General features: G+C 72.2%; 20 protein-coding genes. 15 read left to right on the top strand and 5 right to left on the bottom strand.

Features of this window, described 5'->3' with window-relative positions; all coding sequences use genetic code 11:
• Positions 1-372: 372 nt before the first annotated feature.
• Together ileS and ACLQ24_RS14420 are read left to right on the top strand one after the other, a co-directional pair.
• On the top strand, positions 373-3,564 hold the full coding sequence (gene ileS / locus ACLQ24_RS14425) for an isoleucine--tRNA ligase (RefSeq protein WP_425891938.1): 3,192 nt from the start codon (positions 373-375) through the stop codon (positions 3,562-3,564).
• A 98-nt stretch (positions 3,565-3,662) separates the two neighbouring features.
• Entirely contained in the window at positions 3,663-4,352 is a 690-nt protein-coding gene (locus tag ACLQ24_RS14420; protein ID WP_425891936.1) for a lysophospholipid acyltransferase family protein, read from the top strand.
• A gap of 158 nt (positions 4,353-4,510) precedes the next feature.
• Here ACLQ24_RS14420 and ACLQ24_RS14415 read toward each other — a convergent pair whose 3' ends face one another.
• Complete coding sequence (locus ACLQ24_RS14415) at positions 4,511-5,557, bottom strand: hypothetical protein (RefSeq protein ID WP_425891942.1); 1,047 nt, start codon at positions 5,555-5,557, stop codon at positions 4,511-4,513.
• A 529-nt stretch (positions 5,558-6,086) separates the two neighbouring features.
• Between ACLQ24_RS14415 and ACLQ24_RS14410 the strand changes: the two genes are divergently transcribed.
• The 8 genes from ACLQ24_RS14410 to ACLQ24_RS14375 all read left to right on the top strand — a co-directional run bounded on the left by ACLQ24_RS14410 (position 6,087) and on the right by ACLQ24_RS14375 (position 15,583).
• Positions 6,087-8,117, top strand: a complete 2,031-nt coding sequence (locus ACLQ24_RS14410; protein ID WP_425891934.1) for a TIGR03960 family B12-binding radical SAM protein — start codon at positions 6,087-6,089, stop codon at positions 8,115-8,117.
• Between the two features lie 84 nt (positions 8,118-8,201).
• Positions 8,202-8,936, top strand: a complete 735-nt coding sequence (locus ACLQ24_RS14405) for a TIGR03936 family radical SAM-associated protein (RefSeq protein WP_425891933.1) — start codon at positions 8,202-8,204, stop codon at positions 8,934-8,936.
• A gap of 131 nt (positions 8,937-9,067) precedes the next feature.
• Positions 9,068-12,148 (top strand): Rne/Rng family ribonuclease, encoded by a 3,081-nt coding sequence (locus ACLQ24_RS14400; RefSeq protein ID WP_425891932.1) that lies wholly within the window; start codon positions 9,068-9,070, stop codon positions 12,146-12,148.
• Positions 12,149-12,263: 115 nt separating this feature from the next.
• A complete protein-coding gene (locus ACLQ24_RS14395; protein ID WP_425891930.1) occupies positions 12,264-12,752 on the top strand; it encodes a hypothetical protein in 489 nt (162 codons plus the stop codon).
• A gap of 167 nt (positions 12,753-12,919) precedes the next feature.
• On the top strand, positions 12,920-13,234 hold the full coding sequence (gene rplU / locus ACLQ24_RS14390; protein WP_007464063.1) for a 50S ribosomal protein L21: 315 nt from the start codon (positions 12,920-12,922) through the stop codon (positions 13,232-13,234).
• Positions 13,235-13,245: 11 nt separating this feature from the next.
• Complete coding sequence (gene rpmA, locus ACLQ24_RS14385) at positions 13,246-13,500, top strand: 50S ribosomal protein L27 (protein ID WP_043966727.1); 255 nt, start codon at positions 13,246-13,248, stop codon at positions 13,498-13,500.
• A 93-nt stretch (positions 13,501-13,593) separates the two neighbouring features.
• A complete protein-coding gene (obgE, locus tag ACLQ24_RS14380; RefSeq protein ID WP_425891928.1) occupies positions 13,594-15,063 on the top strand; it encodes a GTPase ObgE in 1,470 nt (489 codons plus the stop codon).
• A 70-nt stretch (positions 15,064-15,133) separates the two neighbouring features.
• Positions 15,134-15,583, top strand: coding sequence for a GNAT family N-acetyltransferase (locus tag ACLQ24_RS14375; protein ID WP_425891926.1), 450 nt, complete (start codon positions 15,134-15,136; stop codon positions 15,581-15,583).
• A gap of 91 nt (positions 15,584-15,674) precedes the next feature.
• On the opposite strand, the gene ACLQ24_RS14370 is transcribed toward ACLQ24_RS14375, so the two are convergent.
• Positions 15,675-16,334, bottom strand: coding sequence for a DUF6766 family protein (locus tag ACLQ24_RS14370; RefSeq protein WP_425891925.1), 660 nt, complete (start codon positions 16,332-16,334; stop codon positions 15,675-15,677).
• Positions 16,335-16,409: 75 nt separating this feature from the next.
• Positions 16,410-16,901: a DUF4383 domain-containing protein gene (locus ACLQ24_RS14365; RefSeq protein ID WP_425891923.1), complete on the bottom strand. Its 492-nt coding sequence runs from the start codon at positions 16,899-16,901 to the stop codon at positions 16,410-16,412.
• Between the two features lie 231 nt (positions 16,902-17,132).
• Between ACLQ24_RS14365 and ACLQ24_RS14360 the strand changes: the two genes are divergently transcribed.
• The 3 genes from ACLQ24_RS14360 to ACLQ24_RS14350 are packed head-to-tail and all read left to right on the top strand — an operon-like array spanning position 17,133 to position 19,076.
• Positions 17,133-17,930 (top strand): hypothetical protein, encoded by a 798-nt coding sequence (locus ACLQ24_RS14360; protein ID WP_425891922.1) that lies wholly within the window; start codon positions 17,133-17,135, stop codon positions 17,928-17,930.
• Between the two features lie 31 nt (positions 17,931-17,961).
• Positions 17,962-18,429, top strand: coding sequence for a phage holin family protein (locus ACLQ24_RS14355; RefSeq protein WP_425891920.1), 468 nt, complete (start codon positions 17,962-17,964; stop codon positions 18,427-18,429).
• Entirely contained in the window at positions 18,426-19,076 is a 651-nt protein-coding gene (locus ACLQ24_RS14350; RefSeq protein ID WP_425891918.1) for a DUF3618 domain-containing protein, read from the top strand. Before ACLQ24_RS14355 ends, ACLQ24_RS14350 begins: the two co-directional genes overlap by 4 nt.
• A gap of 88 nt (positions 19,077-19,164) precedes the next feature.
• On the opposite strand, the gene ACLQ24_RS14345 is transcribed toward ACLQ24_RS14350, so the two are convergent.
• Entirely contained in the window at positions 19,165-20,235 is a 1,071-nt protein-coding gene (locus ACLQ24_RS14345) for a glycosyltransferase (RefSeq protein ID WP_425891917.1), read from the bottom strand.
• A gap of 394 nt (positions 20,236-20,629) precedes the next feature.
• Here ACLQ24_RS14345 and ACLQ24_RS14340 point away from each other — a divergent pair, with 394 nt between their 5' ends.
• A complete protein-coding gene (locus ACLQ24_RS14340) occupies positions 20,630-21,019 on the top strand; it encodes a hypothetical protein (RefSeq protein WP_425891915.1) in 390 nt (129 codons plus the stop codon).
• A 136-nt stretch (positions 21,020-21,155) separates the two neighbouring features.
• On the opposite strand, the gene ACLQ24_RS14335 is transcribed toward ACLQ24_RS14340, so the two are convergent.
• On the bottom strand, positions 21,156-21,374 hold the full coding sequence (locus ACLQ24_RS14335; protein ID WP_007464035.1) for a DUF397 domain-containing protein: 219 nt from the start codon (positions 21,372-21,374) through the stop codon (positions 21,156-21,158).
• A gap of 68 nt (positions 21,375-21,442) precedes the next feature.
• Between ACLQ24_RS14335 and pepN the strand changes: the two genes are divergently transcribed.
• On the top strand, positions 21,443-23,959 hold the full coding sequence (gene pepN, locus ACLQ24_RS14330; RefSeq protein WP_425891913.1) for an aminopeptidase N: 2,517 nt from the start codon (positions 21,443-21,445) through the stop codon (positions 23,957-23,959).
• Positions 23,960-24,013 lie beyond the last annotated feature (54 nt).

Here is a 24,013-nt window from a genome sequence, read left to right as displayed (position 1 = left end):
GTACGACAGGGGCGGTAAGTCATACCGGGCCGAGCGACCGAGCAGTCCCCGGCTGGGGACGATCAAAAAGGTAACGGCACCCGCCGCTGCGTTACTCGGCGGCGGGGTGGTGGGCGGGTCGAGTATCGTTGGGCAGCGTAAGGCGATGACCCGGCCATCACCGGTGAGCCTCCGGAAGAACGGCCGGGCAACCGGCCCAGTAGAACCGGACGGGTGCGGCCCGTCACAGCCGGCCAATGAGCGGGCGGTCGATCCTGACCGCCAAGCGGGGTGGTACCGCGGGCCACCCGGGAGCGCCGTCGTCGGCGTACCCCGGAAGGTTCGTCCTCGCAGACCCACGTTGCGTGAGCTGCATGAGGAGAGCGACCCCCGATGGCCTATCCGTTGCACGACCCGACCGCCGCCGGTGTCCCGGCGAGCCCGGACCTGCCCGCGGTCGAGCGCCGGGTGCTGGAGCACTGGACGGCCGACAAGACCTTCGAGGCGTCGGTCGAGGCGAGGCCGACCTCCGGTCGGCAACCGGAGACGATCGGCTCCGTCGTTATCGGCGTCGCAGGCGACGCCGATAACGAGTACGTCTTCTACGACGGCCCGCCGTTCGCCAACGGCCTGCCGCACTACGGCCACCTGTTCACCGGGTACGTCAAGGACGTGGTGCCGCGCTACCAGACGATGCGCGGACGGCACGTGGAGCGGCGATTCGGCTGGGACTGCCACGGCCTGCCCGCCGAGGTGGTGGCCGAGAAGCAGCTCGGCATCACCAGCAAGGCGGAGATCATCGACCTGGGCGTGGCGCGGTTCAACGAGGCGTGCCGCACGTCGGTGCTGGAGTTCACCCAGGACTGGGAGCGGTACATCAACCGGCAGGCCCGCTGGGTCGACTTCGCCAACGACTACAAGACCCTCGACCTGGACTACATGGAAAGCGTCATGTGGGCCTTCAAGACCCTGCACGACAAGGGTCTGATCTACGAGGGTTTCCGGGTGCTGGCGTACTGCTGGCGCTGCGAGACGCCGCTGTCGAACACCGAGACCCGGATGGACGACGTCTACCGGGACCGGCACGACCCGACCCTGACCGTGTGGTTCGGCCTGACCGCCGACGAGTCCGCCCCGGAGTTGGTGCGCGGGCCCGTCAAGCTGGGCGTCTGGACGACCACGCCGTGGACCCTGCCGTCGAACCTGGCGCTCGCCGTCGGGCCCGACATCGAGTACGCGGTGCTGGAGCGCGACGGGGAGCGCTTCGTGGTGGGCGCGGCGCGGCTGGCTGCGTACGCCAAGGAGCTGGACGGGTTCGAGCAGGTCGGCACGGTGTACGGCCGGGACCTGGTCGGACGCCGCTACGCCCCGCTGTTCGACTTCCTCGTCGAGCAGGCCGGCGAGAACGCCTACCAGGTGCTGGGCGCGGAGTTCGTCACCACCGAGGACGGCACCGGGATCGTGCACCTCGCTCCGGCCTTCGGCGAGGACGACCAGAACGTCTGCAACGCCGCCGGCATCCCCACCATCGTCACCGTGGACGACCACACGCGGTTCACCGCGCTGGTGCCGCCGTACCAGGGTGAGCAGGTCTTCGACGTCAACAAGCCGGTGATCCGGGAGCTGAAGGAGAGGGGGGTGGTGCTGCGGCAGGACACCTACACCCACTCGTACCCGCACTGCTGGCGCTGCGACACCCCGCTGGTCTACAAGGCGGTGTCGTCGTGGTTCGTCGCGGTGACCAAGTTCCGGGACCGGATGGTCGAGCTGAACCAGGAAATCAACTGGACGCCCGGCCACATCAAGGACGGCTCGTTCGGCAAGTGGCTGGCCAACGCCCGGGACTGGTCGATCAGCCGGAACCGGTTCTGGGGCTCGCCGATCCCGGTGTGGAAGTCCGACGACCCGAACTACCCGCGCCTGGACGTCTACGGCTCCCTCGCCGACATCGAGCGGGACTTCGGCGTACGCCTGACCGACCTGCACCGGCCCGAGGTGGACGACCTGGTCCGCCCCAACCCGGACGACCCGACCGGTCAGTCGATGATGCGTCGGGTGCCGGAGGTGCTGGACTGCTGGTTCGAGTCCGGGTCGATGCCGTTCGCCCAGGTGCACTACCCGTTCGAGAACGCGGACTGGTTCGAGCACCACTACCCGGGTGACTTCATCGTCGAGTACATCGGGCAGACCCGCGGCTGGTTCTACACGATGCACGTGCTGGCCACCGCGCTGTTCGACCGGCCAGCGTTCCGCAACTGCCTGAGCCACGGCATCCTGCTCGGCTCGGACGGGCGCAAGATGTCCAAGAGCCTGCGCAACTACCCGGACGTCTACCACGTCTTCGACGCGTACGGCTCGGACGCGATGCGCTGGATGCTGATGTCCTCGCCGGTGCTGCGTGGCGGGGACATGGCGGTCACCGAGACGCTGATCCGGGACTCCGTGCGGCAGGTGCTGCTGCCGCTGTGGAACGTCTGGTACTTCTTCTCGCTCTACGCCAACGCCGACGGGTATCAGGCGCGGCGGCGCACCGACTCCACCCACCTGCTCGACCGCTACGTGCTGGCGAAGACGAACGAGCTGGTGTCGACGGTCGGCGCGCAGATGGACGCGTACGACATCTCGGGCGCGTGCGCCACCGTCCGGTCCTACCTGGACGCGTTGACCAACTGGTACGTGCGCCGGTCCCGGGACCGATTCTGGTCCGGTGACGCCAACGCGTTCGACACGCTGTCGACCGTGCTGGAGACGCTCTGCCGGGTGGTGGCGCCGCTCGCGCCGCTGACCGCGGAGGAGATCTGGCGTGGGCTGACCGGGGAGCGCTCGGTGCACCTGGCCGACTGGCCGGAGGCGAGCGAGTTCCCGGCCGACCACGACCTGGTGGCGGCGATGGACAACGTCCGGGCGGTCGCCTCGGCGGCGCTGTCCCTGCGCAAGGCCAGAGGGCTGCGCGTACGGCTGCCGCTGTCGACGTTGACGGTGGCCTCGCCGGCGGCGGAGCAGCTACGCCCGTTCGCCGACCTGATCGCCGACGAGGTCAACGTGAAGGCGGTGGAGTTCAGAGCCGAGCTGTCCGCGTACTGCGAGCAGGTGTTGACCGTGGTGCCGCGGGCGCTCGGTCCGCGCGTCGGCAAGCAGGTCCAGCAGGTGATCAAGGCGGTCAAGGCGGGCGAGTGGGAGCTGGTCGACGGCGCCCCGGTGGCGGCCGGCATCACCCTGGCCGAGGGCGAGTACGAGCTACGTCTCGTGGCGGCCGACGCCGAGCACTCCGCGCCGCTGCCCGGCGGTGAGGGCGTGGTGGTGCTCGACACCGAGGTCACCCCGGAGTTGGCCGCCGAGGGCCTGGCCCGCGACGTGGTGCGGGTGGTGCAGCAGGCCCGCCGCGACGCCGACCTCGACGTGTCGGACCGGATCGTGGTGTCGGTGTCGGCGTCCGAGGAGGTGCGCGCCGCGGTGGCCGCGTACATGGAGTTCGTGTCGGGTGAGGTGCTGGCCGACTCGGTCGACTTCGCCGAGGGCCTCGACGGTTTCGCCGGTGAGGTGGGCGAGGGCGAGCGGGTGACGGTCACCGTCCGTCGGTCGTAGGGCACGGACGCGGACGCCTTCACACCTCCGTCTGCGGGGGTGTGGAGGCGTCCGCTACCGTGACACCGCCTGTTCGCACCTCATCTGCCGGAGGACCAGTGCCCCTGCTCTACACCATCGGCAAGCTCACCGTGGCGCCCGCGCTGCGGTTGGCGTTCCGCCCGGCCGTGGAGGGTCTGGAACACGTGCCGGAGACCGGCGGCGCGATCTTCGCGGGCAACCACCTCTCGGTGGCGGACGAGCTGTTCCTCGGCACGGTGGTGCCCCGGCACCTGGCGTTCTGGGCCAAGTCGGAGTACTTCACGGGCACCGGCGCGAAGGGCGCGTTCTCGAAGTTCGTCCTCACCGGTCTGGGCGCGATCCCGGTGGAGCGGGCCGGTGGACGTGCCGCGTTGTCCGCGTTCGACGCCGCCATCCCGGCACTGCGGGGTGGTGACCTGGTGGTGGTCTATCCGGAGGGCACCCGCTCCCCGGACGGCAAGCTCTACCGGGGACGGACCGGTGCCGCCCGGTTGGCGATCGCCGCCGGCGTGCCGATCATCCCGGTGGGTACGGTCGGCACGGACAAGGCGCAGCCGATCGGCGCCCGGGTGCCCCGCCCCGGCACTGCCAAGATCACCGTCAAGTTCGGTAAGCCGCTCGACTTCACCGGCCGCCTGGACGACCGCGCCTCGCTGCGGCAGATGACCGACGAGGTGATGAGCGAGATCCAGAAGCTCACCGGCCAGGAGTACGTCCCGCGCTACGCCCCGAAGCGCGCCGACACCGACCCGGCCGGCGACGCCTGACCTGCGGCCCCTGTGCCGCGCGGGCGCGCGCGACGCATTTCGCGGGAGGCACCCGCGTCGGACGGACGTATACCTGTGAGTCATATTCATGATCCACAGGTATGCGGCTCCCCGCCGCAGGCCGTCCGCGTGACCTCACGCAGCGTCACAGAGGCGGTTCAGCTCTGCTTGGGTTGGACGATCTGCGTGCGCAGGGTGTCCAGCAACGTCGCGCTGTCGGACACGGAGAGCCGGGTGAACACCCCGGTGGCGATGCTGCCGTGGTCGACCGAGGTGCACACCACCACGTCGCCGTCCGCTGGCCGGCCGACCGCGCAACGCTCGTGCCGACCCCGTACGCCGGTCTGCACCGTCTCGGGCGTCTCCAGCGCGTAGCGCTCACCGAGCCGGGTGATCTCCTCGTCCGCGTCCGCCTCGGGAGTCAGCCGGAAGCCGGTGCCGCCGAAGACCGTCACCCGCTTGCCGTCCGCCGTCGTGTAGACGCCCGCAAAGGTATCCTCGGCCAGCCAGTACTCCTGGCGTACCTCGTTCTCCAACTGCTTGGCCGTCTCGGCGCTGCCGTCGTCCTGACGCAGGCTCAGATCGGCGACCCGCTCGGGCAGCGCGGCGCTGGCCGGGTACTGGGACGAGATCGGCAGACCGTAGTAGGCGGGGCACCCGCAGCAGCAGGCCAGGCTGAGCAGCAGCAGCCACGGCCAGCGACGCCGTCGGCGTACCGGAGGGGGCGCGTACCCCTTGGGGGCCTCCCAGCCCGGCGGCGGCGTGGCCGACCGCCGGCCCCGGCGCTGCTTCGGCACCCGGGCCGGCGGCGCCGGCCGGACCGGCGCGGCGGGTCGGGCGGCGGTAGGTCGAGCCGGCGCGGCGGGTCGAGCCGGCGGGGTGGGTCGGGCGTGCGGCGCCGGGTAGGCGGTCAGCGGCTGGTGGGCCGGTGGCGGCTGGTGGGCCGGTGGCGGTGACACCGGATGGGTCCCGACCGGCGGCGCGGGCGGCCCGGACCACTGCCGGGTGGTCGGCGGCACCGGGTAGTCCAGCGTCGGCGGCGTCGGCGGCAGCTCGGCGGAGGGCAGGTCCCAGCCACCGGTGTCCACCCCGGCCCACGGATCGACCGGGGTGCGGTGCTCGGGCGCCTGCTCGGGCAGGGGAGGCGGCGGGGTCGGCTCGGCCGATTCCCCCCAGCCGCGCCGGCGCGGCAGCGGGGGCGGCACCGGGGCGGACCCACTCCACCGGGGCGCGGGCGGCGCGGGGGAGTCGGGGCTCTCGCCCGCGGGCTCCTGCGCCGTGGGCTCGGGCGTGGCGGCCGGCTCGGGCTCGGTCGTGGGCTCCGGCTTCGTCGGGTCCGGCGGGGCGGCGGGCTCCGGCTTCGTCGGCTCGGGCTCGGCGGCGGGCTCCGGCTTCGTCGGGTCCGGCGGGGTCGCCGCCGTGGGATCGGCCGGGGGCTCCGGCTGGTCGGGGCCGGCGGGCTGGTCCGGTGGTACGGGTGGGGAGGTCGACTCGTCGGCGACCGCCGGCGCGTCGTCCGGCTCCGGGCCAGGGGTGCGCCCGTCGGCCGGCCGTGCTCCCGGCTGGGGCTCCGGCATCGCGGCAATCTCCTCTCGCGCCGGTCCGAGGTTAGTACCGTGCCGCCACCACCGCCGCCCGGGCATCGGGCGACGGCGTCCGGGCCAGGGTCGGCGACCGGGCCGCATCGTGGCGTGCGCGCGGTCACCGCAGGGCGGGCGCGTACCCTTGGGCATCATGAGTGCCCCGTCCACGACGCCGCACGCGGCCGCGACCAATTCGAGCGACGACTCCAGTTCGGAGCGTCTGACGCCGCGCCGCGACCTGGAGCCGACGATCTGGCCCCGGCTGGAGCCGTTGCTTCCGCAGATCTCCAAGCCGATCCAGTACGTCGGCGGTGAACTGGGCGCGGTGGTCAAGGACTGGGACACCGCGACGGTGCGCTGGGCGCTGATGTACCCCGACGCGTACGAGGTGGGCCTGCCCAACCAGGGTGTGCAGATCCTCTACGAGGTGCTCAACGAGCTGCCCGACACCCTCGCCGAGCGGACGTACGCCGTCTGGCCCGACCTGGAGAGCCTGATGCGCACGCACGGCGTGCCGCAGTTCACCGTCGACGCGCACCGGCCGGTGCGCGAGTTCGACGTGTTCGGCATCTCCTTCTCCACCGAGCTGGGCTACACCAACATGCTCACGGCGATCGACCTGGCCGGCATTCCGCTGCTGGCCGCCGACCGCACCGACGCCGACCCGGTGATCGTGGCCGGTGGGCACGCCGCGTTCAATCCGGAGCCGATCGCCGACTTCGTCGACGCCGCGGTGCTCGGCGACGGCGAGGAGGCCGTCCTGGAGATCACCGCGATCGTCCGGGAGTGGAAGGCCGAGGGCTCACCGGGTGGCCGCGACGAGTTGCTGCTGCGGCTGGCCCGTACCGAGAGCGTCTACGTGCCGCGCTTCTACGACGTGGACTACCTGCCGGACGGGCGGATCCAGCGGGTCGTGCCGAACCGGGCAGACGTGCCGTTCCGGGTGCACAAGCGCACGACGATGGACCTGGACGCCTGGCCGTACCCGAAGAAGCCCCTCGTGCCGCTGGCTGAGACGGTCCACGAGCGGTACGCGGTCGAGATCTTCCGGGGCTGCACCCGGGGCTGCCGCTTCTGCCAGGCCGGCATGATCACCCGTCCGGTGCGGGAGCGGTCGATCACCACCGTGGGGCAGATGGTGCGCGAGGGCCTGGAGTTCTCCGGCTTCTCCGAGGTGGGCCTGCTGTCGCTCTCCTCGGCGGACCACTCCGAGATCGGCGACATGTGCTCGGGCCTCGCCCAGCAGTACGAGGGCACCAACGTCTCGCTGTCGCTGCCGTCGACCCGGGTGGACGCCTTCAACATCGACCTCGCGCAGGAGCTGTCCCGCAACGGACGGCGTACCGGCCTGACCTTCGCCCCGGAGGGCGGGTCGGAGCGGATTCGTAAGGTCATCAACAAGATGGTGTCGAAGGAAGACCTGATCCGCACGGTCGTCACCGCGTACAGCAACGGCTGGCGGCAGGTGAAGCTCTACTTCATGTGTGGCCTGCCCACCGAGACCGACGAGGACGTCCTCGAGATCGCCGACATGGCCCACGAGGTGATCAAGGCGGGTCGGGCCGCGACGGGCTCCAAGGACATCCGCTGCACGGTGTCGATCGGCGGGTTCGTGCCGAAGCCGCACACCCCGTTCCAGTGGGCCGCGATGGAGCGTCCGGAGGTCATCGACCACCGGCTCAAGATCCTCAAGCAGGCGATCAACTCGGACCGCTCGCTGGGCCGGGCGATCGGCTACCGCTACCACGACGGCGAGCCGTCGCTGATCGAGGGCCTGCTGTCCCGGGGCGACCGTCGGGTCGGCGCGGTGATCCGCAAGGTCTGGGAGAACGGCGGCCGGTTCGACGGGTGGAGCGAGCACTTCTCGTACCAGCGCTGGGTGGACGCGGCGGCCGAGACGCTGCCCGCGTTCGGGGTGGACCTCGACTGGTACACCACCCGTCAGCGCGACGAGCTGGAGGTCCTGCCGTGGGACCACCTGGACTCGGGCCTCGACAAGGACTGGCTCTGGCAGGACTGGCAGGATTCGCTCAGCGAGTTCGAGCAGGATGACTGCCGGTGGACGCCGTGCTTCGACTGCGGCGTCTGCCCCTCGATGGACACGGAGATCCAGATCGGTCCGACCGGCAAGAAACTCCTGCCCCTGACGCCGATCACCCCCCTGAAGACCCCCGCCTCCTGACCCGACCCCGGGGGGCGGTGCTGAGTTTCGAGGAGCGAGACGATCAGTAAGAGAAACCAGCCGGAGGGTGGGCAGGCGCCGGTCGTGCAGCGCGCCCGCATCCGGTACGCCAAGCGCGGCCCGCTGCGGTTCACCTCGCACCGGGACTTCGCCCGGGCCTTCGAGCGCGCGCTGCGGCGCGCCGCCGTACCGATCGCCTTCTCCCAGGGCTTCACCCCGCACCCGAAGATCTCCTACGCGAGCGCCGCTCCGACCGGGGTGGCGAGCGAGGCGGAGTACCTGGAGATCGGCCTCCAGGCGGCGGTCGACCCGGAGGCGCTGCGCGCCGCGCTCGACGCGGCGCTCTCGCCGGGGCTGGACGTGCTGGAGGTGGTGATCGCCGAGGGTGGCAGCCTGGCCGACCGCATCGAGGCGTCGCACTGGCGCATCGAGCTGCCCGAGGTCGACGCGACGACGCTGCGCGCCGCCGTGGACGCGTTCACCGCCGCCGACGAGGTTCTGGTCGAGCGGATGACCAAGCAGGGACGACGGACCTTCGACGCCCGTGCGGCCGTCATGTCGATCGATGTCCTAACCCCGACGCAGATGCCTTACGGGGTGCCGGCCGTACCGTGTGCGATACTCGAACTGGTCGTGCGGCAGGTCACCCCGTCCGTACGGCCCGATGACGTCCTTTCCGGCCTCCGCGTGGTGGCCGACCTGGAGCCGCCGGTCTCGCCGAGGGTGACCCGGCTGGCTCAGGGCACGCTGACCGCGCAGGGTGCGATCGTGGATCCGTTGGATGCGGACCGCGACGGGGCAGCCATCGTTGGGCACTGACCGACGGTCAGGGCTCTTGCAGGCAGACTTCGGCGGTCGCGCACCACGCGCGCCCGGCGGAAACACTTTTGCGGCGACCCTGCGTGGCAGCGCTCACCCGCGCCCGGGGCAGCCAGAACTGGAGAACGTCCATGCTCGAGAACGAGCCCGAGGGCGGCGAACGGACCGGTTCACAGCCGGCCGGCGACACCGCTGAGCAGAGCAGCACCACCGACGGCACCGCCGGCAAGGAGCAGGCCGCCGGCGCGGAGCAGACCGCGGCCGAGGGCGTCGAGCCCGCCGCGCCGCCCCGACGGGCGCGGACCACCCGGCGTCGGGCCGCCCCGCTCAACCAGCCGGAGCAGGCCGAGGCGCCCGTCGAGGCGTCCACCGGTGGGGTTGGCGCCGTCGAGTCGCCGCAGGCGGAGGTCTTCGCCCCGATCTCCGGGGACCTGGACGTCGCCCCGAAGACCCCCCGCCGCCGTCGCAAGGCCGCTCCGGTCGAGACGACCGCCGAGGAGCCACTGGTCGCGGCCAGCGCGGAGCTGGCCTCCCCCGAGGTCGTTCCTCCGGTCAAGGTGACCCGCACCCGGCGCAAGAAGGCGACGCCCGCCGTCACCGAGCCCGAGCCCGCCGCCATCGAGGAGCCCGCGGCCGTGGCGGAGCCCGAGCCGGCCGCCGCCACCGAGCCTGAGCCCGAGGCGACCCTGGCCGATGAGCCCGCCGCCGAGACGCCGGCGGAGTCCGACCTGCGCGAGGCGGAAGCCGAGCTGAACGAGGCGCAGACCCCGCCCGGCGCGACCGCCGAGCAGGCGTTCGGCGACGTGGAGCCCGGTGTCGCCGTGGCCAACGTGGTCGACGAGCTGGTCGAGGACGTCGAGGACGTCGAGGACGTCGAGGTCGCGCCGCCGAAGACCCGCCGCCGGCGCGCCGCGCTCTCCGCGCCCACCGTGCTGTTCATGGCGCCGCAGCCGGACGCCGTGCCGGTGACCAGTCCGACGGAGCCCGCACCGATCGCCGAGGAACCGGTCGTCGAGGCCGAGCCGTCCCGCCGGCGGCGGCGCGGTCGCCGCGACGCGGAGCCGGTGGAGGTCGTCGAGGTCGTCGAGGTCGAGGAGGAGCCGACCGAGGAGGTCGACGAGGCCGCCGAGGCGGACGAGGACGACGAGGACAGCGCCGCCGCGCGCCGTCGCCGCCGGCGCGGTCGCCGTGGTCGAGGCCGGGGCAAGGGCGGCGCCGACGACGCCGAGGACGAGGAGTCCGACGAGGCGGCGCAGGCCGAGGAGGAGGAGACCGCCGAGGCCGAGGGCGACGAGGACGAGGAGTCCGAGGGCGGGGACGGGTTGACCCGTCGTCGTCGCCGTCGTCGCCGCCGGGGCGCGGGCGACACCGAGGGCGCGGCCGACGACGGCGTGCCCACCGTGGTCAAGATCCGTGAGCCGCGTCGTACGGTCGACGAGGTCCAGGGCGTGTCCGGCTCGACCCGGCTGGAGGCCAAGCGCCAGCGTCGCCGGGACGGCCGGGAGCAGCGGCGTACGCGGCCGCCGATCCTCAGCGAGTCGGAGTTCCTGGCCCGCCGGGAGGCGGTGGACCGGGTGATGGCGGTCCGGCAGCGTGGTGACCGCACCCAGATCGCCGTCCTGGAGGACGGTGTGCTGGTCGAGCACTACGTCACCCGCAACTCCTCCGGCACGATGGCCGGCAACGTCTACCTGGGCAAGGTGCAGAACGTGCTGCCCAGCATGGAGGCGGCGTTCGTCGACGTCGGCCGGGGCCGCAACGCGGTGTTGTACGCCGGCGAGGTCAACTGGGACACCTCCGGGCTGGAGGGGCGTGCCCGCTCGATCGAGCAGGCGCTGCGCTCCGGCGACTCGGTGCTTGTCCAGGTCACCAAGGACCCGATCGGGCACAAGGGCGCCCGACTCACCAGCCACATCGCGCTCTCCGGCCGGCACCTGGTCTACGTGCCCAACGGCAACGCGTCCGGGATCAGCCGCAAGCTGCCGGACACCGAGCGCAAGCGGCTGCGCGACGTGCTCAAGAAGCTGGTCCCGGACGGCGCGGGCGTGATCGTCCGTACGGCCGCCGAGGGCGCCAGCGAGGACGAGCTGGCCCGCGACGTCAAGCGGTTGCAGGCGCAGTGGGAGGACATCCAGGCCAAGGCCGCCGAGGGTGGCGCTCCGGTGCTGCTCTACGAGGAGCCCGACCTGGTCATCCGGGTGGTCCGGGACCTGTTCAACGAGGACTTCCGCGAACTCGTGATCGAGGGCGAGCAGTCGTACGGCATGGTCGAGTCGTACCTGTCGCACGTCTCCCCGGACCTGGTCGACCGCGTCCGTCGGCACGTCGGCACGAACGACGTGTTCGCCGAGTACCGGATCGACGAACAGATCATCAAGGGCCTGGACCGCAAGGTGTTCCTGCCCTCCGGTGGCTCGCTGGTGATCGACAAGACCGAGGCCATGACGGTCGTCGACGTGAACACCGGCAAGTACACCGGCTCCGGCGGCAACCTGGAGGAGACGGTCACCCGCAACAACCTGGAGGCGGCGGAGGAGATCGTCCGCCAGCTCCGGCTGCGGGACATCGGTGGCATCGTGGTGATCGACTTCATCGACATGGTCCTCGAGTCGAACCGGGAGCTGGTGCTGCGCCGGCTCACCGAGTGCCTGGGCCGGGACCGCACCAAGCACCAGGTCACCGAGATCACCTCGCTCGGCCTGGTGCAGATGACCCGTAAGCGGATCGGCGCGGGTCTGCTGGAGGCGTTCAGCGAGACCTGCGAGTGCTGCAAGGGCCGGGGCGTGGTCATCCACACCGAGCCGGTGCCGGAGAAGCCGCGCAACGGCGGGGCCGCGGAGAAGGTCAAGGCGGTCGCGTCGTCGGCGCCGGCCGCCCCGGCCGCGGAGAACGGCACGCTGTCCTCCCGCCGCCGGGCGCGCAAGAGCGCCCCGGCCGAGCGCGCGGTGGTCGAGGTCGTCGACACTGACAACCACGCCGAACCGGACGCCGACTACCAGGACACCATGGGGTACGACCTGTCCCGGTACGAGGCGGAGACGGAGGCCGCTCCGGCGGTGTCCGACAGTCAGCGGGGCGAGTCGGCCCGACTGGCCGCGGCGGACGACCCGGACGCTCTCGTCGACGCCGACGGCGACGAGGAGGCCACCGAGGGTGGCGCCGGACGTCGCCGCTCCCGCCGGGGTGGCGCCCGCCGGCGGACCCGCCCCTGACGGCTGACCGGCCCGGTGTTTGACGAGGTCCCTTTCCCGGCAATGTGACTCCGGGAGGGACCTCGTCGCTCCGGTCACCCGACCCGGGAGTGGTCGCCCCGGTCAGGAGAAGAAGATGCGTCGCCTGCTCGCTCGTACCCTGCTGGTGGTCGTACTCGTCGCCGGCGGGGGCTGCTCCGATGGCCGCTCCGGTGGCGCGGACGCGACCGGGGGTTCCCGGCCGGCTGGCCCGACCACCGGGGGATCGCGCGGTACGCCGGTGGCTGGTGTGGTGGGCGGCGACGCCCAGGTCTGCGCCGAGGCGCGGCGGGCCGGCGCCACGGCCGTCCGGGAGTACGTGGCGGAGCTGGGCCGCGTGGTCGCGGCGGTGGGCGCCGGTGACACCGTCACGGCCGACGCGGCCCGGACTGGGGCGCAGACGGCTCTGGCCGGCTGGCGGGCCGCCCTGCGAGAGCAGGGGGCACGGGCTGCCGACGCGCAGCTCAAGACGCTGCTCAGTGACCTCGGCACGGAGGTCGCCGCGCTCGGCGTCGACGTCGAGTCGATCGACGAGACCGAGCTGGACCGGCTCCAGCAGCGCCTCGATCAGCTCTGCGCCCGGTGACCAGGGTGGGCCGGTTTGGGGTCCACACCAGCGATGGCGTACTCTTGCCTACGGCCCACCTTTGGTGTGCCGAGTTCCCGCGTGCCCGCGCCGCCGTGCACTGCTACCCGGCGAGCCGCCGCGGGGACGACCAGTCAGCAGCCTCAACGACAGGGAGTCCGCCTCCGATGTACGCGATCGTCAAGACCGGCGGCAAGCAGTACAAGGTCGCCGAGGGCGACGTGATCGAGGTCGAGAAGCTCACCGGTGCACCCGGTGACGCGGTGAAGCTCACCGCGGTGCTCCTCGTCGACGGTGACGACCTGGTGACCGACGCGGCGAAGCTTGCCGAGGTCGCGGTGTCCGGCGAAATCGCCGCGCACACCAAGGGCCCGAAGATCCGGATCCACAAGTTCAAGAACAAGACCGGCTACCACAAGCGCCAGGGTCACCGCCAGCCGTTGACCCAGGTCAAGGTGACCGGCATCTCCAGCGGGAAGTAGGTCGTCCTCCAATGGCTCACAAAAAGGGTGCGTCCAGCTCGCGTAACGGTCGTGACTCCGCGGCCCAGCGACTCGGCGTGAAGCGCTTCGGTGGTCAGGTCGTCAGCGCCGGTGAGATCCTCATCCGGCAGCGTGGCACCAAGTTCCACCCCGGTGACCTGGTCGGCCGTGGCGGCGACGACACGCTGTTCGCCCTGGCCGCCGGCTCGGTCCTGTTCGGCACCAAGCGCGGTCGCAAGACCGTCAGCATCGTTCCGCAGCAGTAGTTCTCGTCGCTGGGCGGGCCGCGGACCTCCGGGTCCCGGCCCGCTTCGCTTTTTCGAAGTGCGGGGTCCACCCTCGCTGGAAGGATAGACGCCGTGGCGACGTTCGTTGACCGGGTCGTCCTGCATCTGCAGGCCGGCGATGGTGGGCACGGTTGTGTCTCGATCCACCGCGAGAAATTCAAGCCCTTCGGGGGGCCGGACGGCGGCAACGGCGGGCACGGCGGCAGCGTGTCGCTGGTGGTCGACCCGCAGGTGACCACGCTGCTCGACTTCCACTTCCACCCGCACGTCAAGGCCGACAACGGCAAGGGCGGCGCGGGGTCGAACCGGGACGGGGCCAACGGCCACAACCTGGTGCTCAAGGTCCCCAACGGCACGGTCGTGCAGACCGCCGACGGCACCGTGCTGGCCGACATGGTCGGCGCCGGCACCACCTTCGAGGTGGCCCGGGGCGGGCGCGGCGGGCGCGGCAACGCCTCGCTGGCCAACGCCAAGCGCAAGGCCCCGGGCTTCGCCGAGCTGGGCGAGCCCGGCGACCAGCTCGACATCGTGCTGGAGCTGAAGAGCGTCGCCGACGTGGGCCTGGTGGGCTTCCCATCGGCCGGCAAGTCGTCGCTGATCTCGGTGATCTCCGCCGCGAAGCCGAAGATCGCCGACTACCCGTTCACCACCCTCGTGCCCAACCTCGGCGTGGTTCGGCTGGACAACCACACCTTCACCGTCGCCGACGTACCGGGCCTGATCCCCGGCGCGGCCACCGGCAAGGGCCTGGGCCTGGAGTTCCTGCGGCACATCGAGCGCTGCGCGGTCCTGGTGCACGTCATCGACTCGGCGACCCTGGAGCCGGGCCGCGACCCGGTCGCCGACATCGACGCGATCGAGGCCGAGCTGAGCCAGTACGGCGGGCTGGCCGACCGCCCACGGCTGGTGGCCGTGAACAAGGTCGACGTGCCGGACGGCCGGGACCTCGCCGAGATCGTCCGCCCCGACCTCGAGGAGCGCGGCTACCGGGTGTTCGAGGTCTCCGCGGCCACCCGGGAGGGGCTCAAGGAGCTGACCTACGCCATGGCCGAGCTGGTCGAGGCGGAGCGTAAGGCGGCCCCGCCGGCCGAGCCGGCCCGGATCGTGATCCGGCCGATGGCCGTGGACGACGCCGGCTTCACGATCACGGCTGAGGCCGACGGCTCGTTCACGGTGCGCGGCGTACGCCCGGAGCGTTGGGTCAAGCAGACGAACTTCGACAACGACGAGGCGGTCGGTTACCTCGCCGACCGGCTGGCCCGGCTCGGCGTGGAGGACAAGCTCGCAAAGGCCGGCGCTGAGCCCGGTGACCTGGTCCGGATCGGCGAGCGCGAGTTCGACTGGCAGCCGACGCTGTACGCGGGCGTGGAGTTCGTGCCCGGCAACCGGGGCACCGACGTACGCCTGGAGGACAAGTCGAACCGGGCCTCGGCGGCGGAACGGCTCGCCGCCCGCAAGGCCCGCCGGGTGCGCTCGGCGGACGAGGTGGGCGCGGACGCGTCCGACGACGCGGTCGACGAGGACGAGGACGACGCCGAGTAGCCGGTTGCGCTCCGTGATCGGGTTGACTGCCGGAAACCTCCGTGAAATCCTTCCCGCCTAGCGTCGGGTGATGCTGATCGAGTCGCGACCCGCCACCGATCCCGAGATCGCCGCCCTGGTCGTCGCCCAGCAGCGTGAGCTGCGCGACGCCGATGGCGGGTTGGACGGGCAGGTCACCATCACCCACAATGACATTCGCTACCTGGCGGTGGTGGTGAGCGGTCGGGCGGTCGCCTGTGGTGGGCTCCAGTCGCTCGACGCCGTCACCGGCGAGATCAAGCGGATGTACGTCCGACCGGCGTACCGGGGGCGGGGCATCGCCAGTCAACTGCTCGCCGCCCTGGAGGAGTGCGCGTTCCGGCAGGGGCACACGGTGGTCTGCCTGGAGACCGGCACGTACCTGCCGGCGGCCATCGGGCTGTACACGTCGTGCGGCTACGAGCCGATTCCGGTGTACGGCGAGTACGTCGGCAACCCGTACAGCGTCTGCTTCGCCAAGCGGCTCCCGGTCGCGGCCTGACGGCTCCCGGTCGCGGCCTGGCGGCTTCCGGTCGCGGCCTGGCGGCTCCTACCCGCGGACCGGCGGCTGGCCCGGCTGGCCGTGCTGGCTCTCAGGCGCCGGTCTCGGCGTGCGCGACGGTGACCGGCTTCGACTCCGGCGACGCGTGCTGACGCAGCACGATGCTCAGCAGGATCAGGGCGCCGACCGCCAGGAACTCGCTCTGCCAGTTCTGCATGGACTGGAACCAGAAGTCGCTCGTGCCGAAGAAGTCCCACACGCTGATCGGCGGCGCACCGCTCTGCAACGCCTGCTCCTCGTTGTAGGCCGCCGTGCCGCCGAGCAGGTGCCCGACGAACGAGCCGGCGAAGATCAGCAGCAGCGCGAGGGAGAGGCTGTTGCGGTAGACCACCAGCGGAAGCCCACCGGCGCGTACCGGCCACGGCGACTGGGCGGTGGCCCGGCGCTCGTCGTCCTCCGGCCGGTCGGTCTGGTCCACCGGCTTCGACTCGGCCGAGCCCCGCTGCACCAGGTACGCGGTGAGGAGCACGTACCCGCCCATCTGGAGGAACTCCGACTCCCAGTTCTCGAAGACCGCCTCGGCGAAGTGCCCACTACCCAGGTATGCCGGCCAACTCAGCGGGGCGGCACCGAACTCGGTCAGCTCCTCGTTGTGGGTCTGCCAGCCGAACACGCTCTGCAGGACAAGGAAGACCAGGAACGCGCCCAGCATGGCTGCGGTCAGCGCGTTGTCGCGTATCCAGCGAGGCATCGTCGACCCCCTTCACGGATCATCACCCGGCCAGTACCCACGCTGCCGTCGCCGCCAAACACGTGAATCGGCAGCTCAGGGACGGTCGATCGGGCTGTCCAGCCGCCCGCCGGTGCCCGCCTGGTTGGACAGCAGCAGCCCGAGCGCGAGCATGCCGAAGCCGAGGGCGAGGTGCAGCCAGTTGTCGGCGTCGTTGACGGGCAGGATGTTCGCGCCGCCGTCCTCGTCGACCGCCTCGATCGCCAGCCCGTACAGCCAGAGGGCCAGGTAGATGGCGCCGCCCCCGGCCAGGAAGAGCCGGGCGCCGGCGACGCTGCGGGCCAGGGCCAGGCCCACCAGCCCGAACAGCAGGTGCACCGCGTTGTGCAGGATCGACACCTGGAACACGCCGAGCAGCTTGGCGTCCGAGTGGTGCCCGGCGAAGGTCAGCTCGCCGTAGTCGGTGGTGATGCCGGGGATGCAGCCGAGGATGCCGATCAGCAGGAAGATCCCGGCCACGACCAGCGCCGCCACCTGCACCCGGGGCCGGGGCGCGGCAGGTCGGCCGCCCCGCGCGTCTCGTGCCATCCCTGCTCCCTTCGGTGGATCTGCCGGTCCGGCGAACCTCGCTGTCCGCAGCGGCGACGTGACGCAGCCCGACGATCCTCCATTTTGAAGTCGCTACCGGCGGCCGCGCAGAGAAATGCACGAACAGGTATGGAAGCCAAAACGCAGGGTAGGTGAGTTGTCAGCGGCCATGGCGACACGGCCGCATCCCCCCAGCACAACCGCGACGACTTTCCGAGCGGAAGGGAAATCATGACCTACGATTTGTCACCCACGTCTTCCACGTACGGGCAGGAGTCCACCAACGGCGGCGGTGTCCGCGAGCAGGCCCGCCACGTCGGCTCCGAGGCTGCGCACGCCGGTGGCGCGGTCGCCCAGACCGCGAAGGAGCAGGGCGCCGAGGTCGGCCGCGAGGCCGCCCGGCAGGCCCGCGACCTCTACGGCGAGGCCCGCAACCAGCTCGCCACCCAGACCGGCGAGCAGCAGCGCCGCGCGGCCGGCGGCCTGCGGTCGATCGCCGACGAGATGCGCTCGATGGCCGAGCAGGGCGGCCAGGCCGGTCCGGTGAGCGAGCTGGCCCGCCAGGCGGCCGGCCGGGTGCACGGCGTGGCCGGCTGGCTCGAGGAGCGCGAGCCCGGCGACCTGATCAACGAGGTACGCGACTACGCGCGGCGCAACCCGGGCACCTTCCTGGTCGGCGCGGCGGTACTGGGTGTGCTGGCCGGTCGCCTGACCCGCGGCATCTCCGCCGCCGGTGACGACTCCGGCAACGGTTCCGCGGGCTACCGCGGCGCGGGCGCGTACGACCCGGAGCGCACCGCGGTGATCCCCACGCCGCCGCCGGTGCCCCGTACGGCCCCGGACGTCACCCCGGCCGGCGGCTACGCCGACCCGACGCCGGGCGGCTACACGGAGCCGGCCTCCGGCGGCTACGCCGACCCGACGCCGGGCGGCTACACGGAGCCGGCCAGCACCGGTCAGCCGCTGCCGCCGGTGACCCAGACCGACCCGCTGCCGGGCGTGCCGTCCAGCGGCAGCCCCCGCCCGTGAGGCGCCGAGTCATCCGAAGGGAGGCAGCGGCATGACCATGCCGACGCAGGGGTCCGGCCTGGACTCCGGTTACCACCCGGACGCGGGTGCCCCGCACACCGCGGCCGAGGTGAAGGGCAGCTCGCTCGGTGACCTGATGCGTCAGGTCACCACCGACCTGTCGACGCTGATGCGCCAGGAGGTCGAGCTGGCCAAGGCCGAGATCCGCCAGGAGGGCAAGAAGGCCGGCAAGGCGGCGGGCCTCTTCGGCGGCGCCGGCTTCGGCGGCTACATGGTGGCCCTCTTCGTGTCCATCGCGATCTGGCAGTTCCTGGACAACGTCATGGACTCCGGTCTCGCCGCGTTGATCGTGGCCGTGATCTGGGCCGTGGTCGCCGCCGTCCTCTACTCGGCGGCGAAGAAGAACGCCCAGCACGTACGCGGGCTCAAGCAGACCAACGACAGCGTGCAGCGGATCCCCGACGCGCTCGAGCCCCACCCGGAGGGAGTCACCCGATGAGCACCGATCCCGACCAGATCCGCCGGGAGATCGAAGCCACCCGCAACAGCCTCAGCTCCGATGTGGACGCGCTGGCGTACAAGGTCAGCCCGAGCCGCATCGTCGACGACCGCAAGCAGCGGGCCCGTTCCGCGCTGCAGAATGTGAGGGACAAGGTCATGGGAACCGCGTCTGACCTCGGCCACGGCACCGGTCACGCCGCCCACTCGGTGGGCGACCGCGCGTCGTCGGCGGCGTCCAGCGTCAGCGACGCCGCGCACTCGGCGGCCTCCTCCGTCAGCGACGCCGCACACAGCGCGCCCCGGGTGATCCGGCAGAAGTCGCAGGGCAACCCCCTCGCCGCCGGCCTGATCGCCTTCGGCGTGGGCTGGCTGGCCTCCTCGCTGATCCCGGCCTCCCGCCGGGAGCAGCAGGCCGCCGCGCAGGTCAAGGAGAAGGTCAGCGAGCACAGCGGTGTCGTCAAGGAGAAGCTGGGCGAGGTGGCCAGCGAGCTCAAGGACGAGCTGCGCGAGCCGGCCCAGCGCGCCGCCGAGTCGGTGCGGTCCACCGCCCAGGACGCCGCGCACACGGTTAAGGACGACGGCAGGTCGGCCGCCCAGGACGTCAAGGACCAGGCTCAGCAGGCCCGCCAGCAGGTCAGTTCCTGACGACCACCGACACCGACGACGGCTCGCGACCCCCCGGGGGCAGCGAGCCGTCGTCGTAACTCCCGTGATCTTGCAGTTTCTGCTGCGGCTATGTCAGCTGTCGAGGCTTTCGTCCCCGCAGAAAGTGCAAGATCGCGGGGAGTCGGGGGTGGGCTGCTCTCCGAATTCTGGTGTCGCCGTAACGGACGCCGCCGAGCAGGAGGCGCTGGCTGAGTGCCAGCCAGCTACAGATACCGCGCTCCAGCAGCCAGAGCGGGGCGGCCAGCGAGGTGCTCGGTGGGAAGACGGCGGCCCCGGCGGCGCGGCGGCGGCCCGCCTCGGCCAGGGCGACGACGACGATGGCCGTCGTGCCGAGCAGCAGCCGGGGCCGGCGGGACGCGACCGCCGCCGTCAGCGCGGGCAGGACCGCGAGCGCGGTCAGCAGGCGGGCCGGCTGGGCCAGATCGTCGTACGCCTGGCGGACCCGCTGGCCACGAAAGTGCGCCGCGTCCGGCGGCAGTCGGCGTACGTACAGCCAGGGCGGCGCGGCCTCGATCCCGCCGTACGCGCGGACGGTGCGGATCAGCTCCAGGTTCTCGAAGAGCACGTCCGGGTCGTACCCGCCCATGGCGAGGAACGTGCTGCGGCGTACGGCGAGGGTGCCGGGGTAGTCGTTCCCGAGCGCCCGGTTGAGCAGCGTCCGGCCGGTGTCCCACCAGGCGTGCCAGGGCAGGGGATCGAAGTAGTTCTGCGGCCGGACCAGGTCGACCCGGTCCAGCAGCCGGTGTACCGCGTGGAGCCCGGCCTCGTCGTACCGGACGTCGTCGTCGGCGATCACCACGTGTTCGTGGCGCGCCGCGCCGACCCCGGTGTGCACCCCCACCACCTTGCCGTTGAGTCCCCGTCCGGCGGGGTCGGGTCGCAGGTGCCGGACCAGCCCGCGCCATGCCGCCGCGTGCCGGGCGAACAGCTCCGGGGGTGACCCGTCGACCACGAGCACCTCGACGAGACCGTTCAGCCGGCGCAGGTAGCCGGTCAGCTCGTCCAGGCCGGTGTCGGCGTGCCAGCGCAGCGGCAGGACGTACGCCATCGGCAGAACCGCCGGGGGCCCGGCGGTCGGCGGCGGGCCGGTGTCGTCGGGCCCGGCTCGCCGGGCGTCACCGGTGGCGGGGGAGGGCATCGGCGCCTCCTGGGCAGGCGGTGTGCGGTGGGTGGGCCGCCGCTGCACCTGCCCGTCGTGCGGCCGTCCAAACCCGGACGAAGCATCGACAGCCGCGCGCCGGCGGGACGGGTCAGGCGCGGGTAGCCGGCACGCAGCAGTGCGAGGGTGCTGTCCGGGCTGCGGTCGGCCGGCATGGTCGCCATCGGGCCCTCCTCGGGCTCCGGCGTCGCCGCCGTGGCCCGTCTATCCTCGTCGCCGCCGCGCAATCCCCGCGTCGACAGCGCGTCCGCTGGCCCCTCCCACGGGCGGCCGAACCTGGTTTGCTTGCCTGTGGGGCCGCCGCCAGCCGGCATCGCCGGTCGACGGGCGCGACCCCCGGTGGGCCGACGGCCACGACCACGGGGAGGGCGAGATGCACGACAACAGGTCACCACGCTGGCGGCAGCGACGGGCGGCCGAGGTGCCGGGCCGTGCCGCGCGGCCACTGATCGGCCCGCCCGGGCGGCCGACACGGCCGCGCCGGTTCTTCACCGTGCACCTGGGCTTCACCGCGCCGGGCCCGGCCGACGCCCGTGAGCAGGCAGTGGCGTACGCGGAGGCGCTGAGCCTGCTCCGCCCGGAGGTGGCGCTCGGCGCGGCGGCCCTGTCGCCGGCCGACGCCTGGCAGCGGGCCGCGCGGCTGTTCTGCGGTGCGGTCGGCCCGGACGGCGAGCGCTGCGTCGACGTCGCCGACCATCCCGGCTTCCACCACGCGCCCGGGCCCGGCGGGCTCGGCTGGGGTGACGGCGACCAGTGCGGCTGAGAGGTCCCGCCGTGGTCATTGGCGTGGCGTCACCGGTCCGGTCACGCGCGCTCACCCGACGGCACGACAATCGCGCATCGCCCGTGCCGGTGTCCTCGACATCGGGGAATCGGCACGGGCGAGGAGCGGCGTCGGGTCAGTCCAGGTCGAACTCGCCGTCCTGCGCGCCGGCGACGAACGCGTCCCACTCGGCCTGGGTGAAGACCAGCACCGGGCCCTCCGGTTCGGCGGAGTTGCGCATCCCGATCAGGTCGTCCACGAAGGCGACCTCGACGGCGCTCTCGGAGGTGTCCCCCTCGGCCCGTTGCCAGACCGCGCGGGAGAGATCGAAGTCGCCCTTGGGGTGCTGCGCCATGGTTCTTTCCTCCACTGCCGGAGCCCGATGGGGACCGCCTGCCGATCCCCATCGGGCAGGATAAGCGGATGCCGAGCCTGACGCGTGTAGAGGCGACCGCGCGTGGCGCGGCGATTACTGTCGAGTCCTATCAGGTGGACCTCGACCTGACCGGCGATGGCGACCTGTTCCGGTCCCGCGTCGAGACCCGGTTCCGGGCGGCCGCCGGCGCCGCCACCTTCGCCGAGGTCAAGCCCGCCAAACTCCTCGCGGTACGCCTCAACGACCGTGCCGTCGATCCCGCCACGTTGAGCGACAACCGGCTGCCACTGACCGACCTCGACACGACGAACACCCTCGTCGTCGAGGCGGAGATGGCGTACTCCAACGCCGGGGAGGGGATGCACCGCTTCGTCGACCCGGCGGATGGCGAGACCTACCTCTACGCGGTGACCTTCCTCGACAACGTCCAGCGCATCTTCGCCGCGTTCGACCAGCCCGATCTCAAGGCGCCGCTCACCCTCTCGATAACCGCGCCGCCGCGCTGGACGGTCTCCGGCAACGCCGAGGTGCTCGCCAATCCGGCCCCTGGGCGCTGGGAGTTCGCCCCGAGCGCGCCGCTGTCCACGTACTTCTTCTCGCTGATCGCCGGTCCGTACCACGTGCGGCGGGCCGAGCACGACGGCGTGCCGTTGGCGATCTACTGTCGACGGTCGCTCGCCGAGCACCTGGACGCCGACGCCGAGGAGATCTTCACCGTCACCGGTCAGTGCCTGGACCGGTTCCACCAGCTCTTCGCGGAGCGCTACCCGTTCGGCAAGTACGACCAGGCGTTCGTGCCCGAGTTCAACGCCGGCGCGATGGAGAATCCGGGCATCGTCACCTTCCGCGACGACTACGTGTTCCGCTCGGCGGTCACCGACACGCAGCGCGAGCAGCGGGCCACCACGATCGCCCACGAGATGGCGCACATGTGGTTCGGTGACCTGGTCACCATGCGCTGGTGGGACGACCTGTGGCTCAACGAGTCCTTCGCGGAATACCTGGGCACCCGGGTCACCGCCGAGGCGACCCGGTTCGGCCAGGCGTGGACCTCGTTCGCCATGCGCCGCAAGGCCTGGGGGTACGCGGCCGACCAGCGCCCCTCTACCCACCCGGTCGCCCCGCCGGAGGTGGCCGACGCCGACGAGGGCCTGCTCAACTTCGACGGCATCTCGTACGCCAAGGGCGCCGCCGTGCTGCGGCAACTTGTCGCATGGCTCGGTGACGAGGCGTTCCTGGCCGGCCTGAACGCGCACTTCGCGGCGCACCGTTTCGGCAATGCCACCCTCGCCGACCTGCTGGCCAGCCTGAGCACGGCCAGCGGGCGGGACCTGTCCGGTTGGGCCGAGCTGTGGCTGCGCCGGCCGCAGGTCAACACGCTGCGTGCCGAGGTCAGCGTCGACGCCGACGACCGTTACAGCGAGGTCGCCGTGGTGCAGACCGCCCCCGAGTCGCACCCGGTGCTGCGTCCGCACCGCATCGGCGTGGGCCGGTACGCGGCGGACGGCACCGTGCGGCGCGACGAGGTGGATCTCGACCCGGCCGTCGACGGCGGCCGTACCGTGCTCGGGGCGTTGACCGGCGAGCCGGCGGCGCAGTTGCTGCTGCCCAACGACGGTGACCTGACCTTCGCCAAGGTACGCCTCGATCCGGCGTCGGCGGAGGCCGTCGCGCTGGTCCTGCCGGGCCTGACCGATCCGCTCACGCGGGCGGTGCTCTGGGGCGAGGCACTGGACGCGGTGACCGACGGTGAACGGCCGGTGGGTGGCCTGGTCGACCTGATGGTGGCGGCGCTGCCCGCCGAGACCGAGGTGATCATCGCGGAGGATGTGCTGACCCTCAGCCGGTCGCTGGTGGACCGCTACCTCGACCCGCTGGCCCGTTCGGCGGCGCTGGCCCGGATCGCCGGGGCGTGCCGGCGTCTGCTCGACGGGGCGCCGGCGGGGGAGTCGTTGCAGCTCGCCGCGGCGCGGGGCTGGATCTCCGCGACGACCGACAGTGACCTGCTCGTCGGTTGGCTCGCCGGCCGGGACGTACCGGCCGGGCTGAAGGTCGACGCGGAGCTGCGCTGGGCCGTGCTGCGGCGGCTCGTGGTGCTGGGCGCGGCGGGCGTGGAGGAGATCGCCGCCGAGGCGAGCGTCGACGTCAGCTCGGCCGGCGCGGAACGGGCCGCCCGGTGCCGGGCCGCGCTGCCCGACCCGGCTGCCAAGCAGGCGGCATGGGAGATCATCGTGCGCGACGCCGAGCTGTCCAACCGGCTGCTGGAGGCGACGGCGGAGGGGTTCTGGCAGCCCGAGCAGGCCGACCTGACCGCCGCGTACGTCGAGAAATACTTCACCGAGATGCCGGCCGCCGCTCGTCGACGTACCCCCTGGACGGCCGACCGGGTGGCGAAGCTGACGTTTCCCCACTATGCCGTGGCGCAGCCGACCCGGGAGGCGGCCGCGGCGCTGCTGGCCCGCGACGACCTGACGGCGGGCCTGCGGCGGGTGGTCACCGACGCCGACGACGACCTGCGGCGGGCGCTCGTCGCCCGGACGGCGGTGGCCGCCGCCGCGGCCTGAGGCTGCCTCACCGAGCCGGCTCACGACGGTCGGGCGCGGGGTGGCCCGGCGGTC

The sequence above is a fragment of the Micromonospora sp. DT4 genome (assembly GCF_049841675.1).
GTDB lineage: Bacteria > Actinomycetota > Actinomycetes > Mycobacteriales > Micromonosporaceae > Micromonospora.
The sequence above is the reverse complement of the archived record's forward strand: the minus strand, read 5'-3'. Positions and strand labels throughout refer to the sequence as shown.

What these genes read in the sequence shown, in the direction of transcription:
- ileS (WP_425891938.1), top strand. Translation starts at nt 373, where the DNA reads ATGGCCTATCCGTTGCACGACCCGACCGCCGCCGGTGTCCCGGCGAGC.
- ACLQ24_RS14410 (WP_425891934.1), top strand. Translation starts at nt 6,087, where the DNA reads ATGAGTGCCCCGTCCACGACGCCGCACGCGGCCGCGACCAATTCGAGC.
- ACLQ24_RS14400 (WP_425891932.1), top strand. Translation starts at nt 9,068, where the DNA reads ATGCTCGAGAACGAGCCCGAGGGCGGCGAACGGACCGGTTCACAGCCG.
- ACLQ24_RS14395 (WP_425891930.1), top strand. Translation starts at nt 12,264, where the DNA reads ATGCGTCGCCTGCTCGCTCGTACCCTGCTGGTGGTCGTACTCGTCGCC.
- rplU (WP_007464063.1), top strand. Translation starts at nt 12,920, where the DNA reads ATGTACGCGATCGTCAAGACCGGCGGCAAGCAGTACAAGGTCGCCGAG.
- rpmA (WP_043966727.1), top strand. Translation starts at nt 13,246, where the DNA reads ATGGCTCACAAAAAGGGTGCGTCCAGCTCGCGTAACGGTCGTGACTCC.
- ACLQ24_RS14375 (WP_425891926.1), top strand. Translation starts at nt 15,134, where the DNA reads ATGCTGATCGAGTCGCGACCCGCCACCGATCCCGAGATCGCCGCCCTG.
- ACLQ24_RS14370 (WP_425891925.1), bottom strand. Translation starts at nt 16,334, where the DNA reads ATGCCTCGCTGGATACGCGACAACGCGCTGACCGCAGCCATGCTGGGC.
- ACLQ24_RS14365 (WP_425891923.1), bottom strand. Translation starts at nt 16,901, where the DNA reads ATGGCACGAGACGCGCGGGGCGGCCGACCTGCCGCGCCCCGGCCCCGG.
- ACLQ24_RS14360 (WP_425891922.1), top strand. Translation starts at nt 17,133, where the DNA reads ATGACCTACGATTTGTCACCCACGTCTTCCACGTACGGGCAGGAGTCC.
- ACLQ24_RS14355 (WP_425891920.1), top strand. Translation starts at nt 17,962, where the DNA reads ATGACCATGCCGACGCAGGGGTCCGGCCTGGACTCCGGTTACCACCCG.
- ACLQ24_RS14350 (WP_425891918.1), top strand. Translation starts at nt 18,426, where the DNA reads ATGAGCACCGATCCCGACCAGATCCGCCGGGAGATCGAAGCCACCCGC.
- ACLQ24_RS14345 (WP_425891917.1), bottom strand. Translation starts at nt 20,235, where the DNA reads ATGCCCTCCCCCGCCACCGGTGACGCCCGGCGAGCCGGGCCCGACGAC.
- ACLQ24_RS14340 (WP_425891915.1), top strand. Translation starts at nt 20,630, where the DNA reads ATGCACGACAACAGGTCACCACGCTGGCGGCAGCGACGGGCGGCCGAG.
- ACLQ24_RS14335 (WP_007464035.1), bottom strand. Translation starts at nt 21,374, where the DNA reads ATGGCGCAGCACCCCAAGGGCGACTTCGATCTCTCCCGCGCGGTCTGG.
- pepN (WP_425891913.1), top strand. Translation starts at nt 21,443, where the DNA reads ATGCCGAGCCTGACGCGTGTAGAGGCGACCGCGCGTGGCGCGGCGATT.